Raw genomic sequence first — 577 nt, 5'->3', positions numbered from 1 at the left:
CATTCGCCCGTGACTGGCGGGCAGAGCAGCAGAAAGCGGGCCGCGGCATATTCGTTCCGCTATCCTTTCGCCCAGGCGAAGCATTCCATTTCGATTGGAGTGAAGATTATGCCGTGGTAGGCGGCGAGCGCACGAAGCTTCAGGTCGCCCATATCAAGCTGTCGCACAGTCGGGCTTTTCTGGTCAGGGCCTACCTGCTGCAAACGCACGAGATGCTGTTCGACGCCCACTGGCACGGCTTCCGTGTGTTCGGCGGCGTACCTGGCCGCGGCATCTACGATAACGTTCCCGGGCACGTAATCGTAGACTATCAGGCGCGGCACACCGCCGAAAAAAGCAAACATGCGCACGTGTGAACCAATCCAGTCCGGCAGGGTCTGCGTCCAGGTGGCCTCGGCAAAGGTGTAGCTCGAAGCACCGAGCACGCCGACGAAGATCTCCGCCTCACGGATCTCGCCGGTCTTGCGGTCCACGATCGGCAGCTTCTTGCCGGAATAATCGACGAAGACCTTATCGCCAGCGATATGGAGCTGCCGCATGGTCGGTGTCAGCCGGCGTTCAAAGCCTCGGAAGGGAC

The 577-nt window shown here is 60.7% G+C and carries 2 pseudogenes; one reads left to right on the top strand and one right to left on the bottom strand.

Going from position 1 to position 577, the window contains the following annotated elements:
- Positions 1 to 287 (top strand): annotated as a pseudogene (locus tag PDO_RS27340) (IS21 family transposase); the annotation flags it as partial.
- A 12-nt stretch (positions 288 to 299) separates the two neighbouring features.
- On the opposite strand, the pseudogene PDO_RS27335 reads toward PDO_RS27340, so the two are convergent.
- A pseudogene (locus tag PDO_RS27335) lies at positions 300 to 577 on the bottom strand (IS21 family transposase); the annotation flags it as partial.

It is taken from the genome of Rhizobium sp. PDO1-076 (genome assembly GCF_000247475.1).
In the GTDB taxonomy this organism is placed as follows: Bacteria; Pseudomonadota; Alphaproteobacteria; order Rhizobiales; family Rhizobiaceae; genus Allorhizobium.
Note: the sequence above shows the minus strand (reverse complement) of the source record. Positions and strands in the feature narration are given on the sequence as shown.